Raw genomic sequence first — 2843 nt, 5'->3', positions numbered from 1 at the left:
GTGTAGACCACCCCCAGCGTGATCAGCGTCCCCCAGGTGCCGGCATCCGCCGGTGGGGTGGAGAGTTGCGCGAACGGCGCGAGCATCGCGATGCCGACGCCCACCTGGATCAGCGCGATGAATTCCGGCGGGGTCCCGCGCAGCCGTTTCGCGACCAGGGCAGCGACCGCGTAGAAGATGGCGGCGCCCAGGGCCATCAGGATGCCGGCGACGTAGCGCGCGCCCGGGTGGCCGGTGGCGCCCTGCCCCCAGGCGATGAGCAGCACGCCGGTGAACGACACCGCGAGCCAGGCGAGCTTGTCGGCCGTCAGCCGTTCGCCGAACAACAAGGCGCCCAGGCCGACCAGCATGAAGGGCTGCGTGTTGTAGACCACGGTGGCGACCGAGATCGACGCGTGCGAGAACGACGCGAAGATCAGCAGCCAGTTGAGCACCAGCGCCACCCCGCCGAAGGCCGCCCAGGCGATCGTCCGAAGCGACAGGCCGCGTCGGAAATGACGGCGGATGCCACACACGACGGCCAGCGTTGCGGCCCCGAACACGCAGCGCCAGAAGAGCAGTTCGAGCAGGGGCCGCCCGGAGCGGACCACGAACCATCCGATCGTGCCGGAGATCGCCATGGCGAGCGTCATCTCGATCGCACCGCGGCTTGTGTTGCTGACTGTCATGAGGCAATTTCCCGAGTTCTTCGGAGAATTGCACAAGCACTTCGAATATTGAATACTGTTTGTTAGGTGAAATATATAAAATGCCTAACAATAAAAGGCAACCCATCTGCTTGCCGGCCCCTCATGATCGACACCACCGACCGCGCCATCCTCGGCATCCTCGCCGCGGATGCGCGCATCTCGTTGAAGGATCTCGCTCGGCGCATCGGGATGTCCTCGCCGAGCACGTCCGAGCGTCTGCGACGCCTCGAGGAGCGCGGCGTCATCCGGGGCTACAGCGTGGACATCGACCCCGAGGCCCTGGGTTTCCAGCTCCAGGCCATCGTCCGGATCCGCCCGCTGCCCGGCCATCTGCGTGCCGTCCAGACGCTGATGCAGGCGATACCGGAAATCAGCGAGTGCGACAAGGTCACCGGCGAGGACTGCTTCATCGCGCGCATGCACGTGCGCTCGATCGCGCAGCTCGATGAGATTCTCGATCTCATCACCGACAAGGCGGAGACCAACACATCGATCATCAAGGCGTCGGTCATCGGCCGCCGCGCGCCGCCGCTCGGTGTCACGGCTTGAAAGCAGATCCCCGGCCGTGCTCGGACGGCCGGGCCGACGCCGAGTACCCGCAGTCCTTCTTCGGCGTTCCGGGGGCGCAGCCGGTTCGAAGCGGCTGCGCGTTGGCCGATCTCAGTCCGAAACCTTCACCCAGTCGTAGTAGGCCGGACCGCCGCCGCCGTTGTAGGTCCCCACGAAGCCGACGGCGTTCGCCGAGTTGTTGCCGACCCAATGGTTCAGCATCAGGCGCATCGGGGCCGAGATCGTCGTGTTGACGCGCCGGAACTCCATCTCCACGCCGGCATCGTTGACGTGGAACCAGCGCACGAAGGTCGGCCGCCATTCGAAGCCGATGGTCCGCCAGCCGGTGCCGATGGCGAACTGCTGGAAGTTCTGGCGGCCGGCCGTCCACACGTTGGTGTGCAGGACGGTGCCCCCCTTGATGAACTCGATGTCGATCTCGAAGTGGTTGGACGTGCCCGCGTTGCCGGTGTACAGGAAGAACGAGCTGTTGCCGCCGGCGATGGTGCCCGGCTGCATGCGCGTCACGAACTTGCCGTACTGGAAGCTCTGCCAGGTGCGCACCTCGGCGCACTTCACCGCGTTGCGGTTGCTGCTGTTGACGTTCAGGTCCAGCCCGCCCCACCCCGTCAGCCACGCTTCGCTGAAGGCGAAGGTGCAGCCGAAGATGTCACCGTTGGCCCAGTTGGCGGTCTCCCAGACCGATCCGTTCGGACCGCCCGAGCCGTCGAACCCGTCGAAGAAGTTGGTGGCCTGCGCGTTCAGGTGCAGGCCGAGGGCCAGCACCATGGCGAAGGCGCCCTTGACGATGGAATTGATCATGCTTGTCTCCTTGTTGTTGGTTGTCGTGCGTGATCAGGGGGCGAGCTTCACGGTGCCCACGCTCAGGTTGTGCGAACCCGTGGTGGTGGCCGCGTTGATCACGTCGACCGCGAACAGGCCGGCCTTGACGGTGCCGACCTTCGAGCCGGTGCCGTTGCAGTAGTCCGGCAGCGGAAACATCGCGTCGCTCAGGTCGATGACGAGTTCGGACAGCGTCGAGTTGACGATCGCCTGGGCCGTCGCCGTGCAGCCGTCACCCGCCACCGGGCTCGGTTGGAGCTTGATCGACAACACGCCGTCGCTCGACGATTTCAGCTGGATCTTCAGCTTGGTGAAACCCGAGGCATTGAAGGCGGTGACCGGGGCCGCGCCGGTGTTGCCGGGTGCGTAGACACGGATCGCCGTGCCGGCGTAGGCCTGGTCGCCCGACAGCGACGCGCCGAAGTCCACCTCGCCCGATGCGAAGGTCGCGGTCCCGGCCGTGAGTTGATTGCCCTTCTCGGCAAAGGAGTACGTCTCGATCTTGCCGGCCTCGCTGGTGTCCGTCGCGCTCGAAGGGGTCGCGAATGCGACATCGCTCGACGAAGGACCGGAGGGCGGTGCCGGCACGGGCGCCGGGACGGGAGCCGACGGCGGTGCGGAGGCCGCCGGCGTGGGGGTGCTGGACCCTCCCCCGCCGCAAGCCGTGAGCGCCACTGCGCTGAAGAGTGCCGTCAAGGCGGTGCATGAGCGCCGATAGATCTGATCCACTGATGTCTCCTATGAAGTGACACGTGGATGGTG

At 66.1% G+C, this 2843-nt stretch carries 4 protein-coding genes; 1 reads left to right on the top strand and 3 read right to left on the bottom strand.

What is annotated here, in order from left to right; genetic code table 11:
- A partial coding sequence (locus tag AC1D12_RS29990; protein ID WP_477844881.1) for a DMT family transporter occupies positions 1–620 on the bottom strand: 620 nt, incomplete at its 3' end.
- 171 nt (positions 621–791) lie between these two features.
- Between AC1D12_RS29990 and AC1D12_RS29985 the strand changes: the two genes are divergently transcribed.
- The gene (locus tag AC1D12_RS29985; protein ID WP_477844879.1) at positions 792–1238 is read left to right on the top strand and encodes an Lrp/AsnC family transcriptional regulator; all 447 of its coding nucleotides are present in this window, start codon (positions 792–794) and stop codon (positions 1236–1238) included.
- A gap of 111 nt (positions 1239–1349) precedes the next feature.
- Here the strand turns inward: AC1D12_RS29985 and AC1D12_RS29980 are convergent, their stop codons facing one another.
- Both AC1D12_RS29980 and AC1D12_RS29975 read right to left on the bottom strand, forming a co-directional pair.
- Positions 1350–2060: a family 16 glycosylhydrolase gene (locus tag AC1D12_RS29980; protein WP_477828967.1), complete on the bottom strand. Its 711-nt coding sequence runs from the start codon at positions 2058–2060 to the stop codon at positions 1350–1352.
- Positions 2061–2093: 33 nt separating this feature from the next.
- Entirely contained in the window at positions 2094–2669 is a 576-nt protein-coding gene (locus AC1D12_RS29975) for a hypothetical protein (protein WP_197067063.1), read from the bottom strand.
- Between the last annotated feature and the right edge of the window lie 174 nt (positions 2670–2843).

This window comes from Rhizobacter sp. P1_G5 (genome assembly GCF_056405435.1).
The sequence above is the reverse complement of the archived record's forward strand: the minus strand, read 5'-3'. Positions and strand labels throughout refer to the sequence as shown.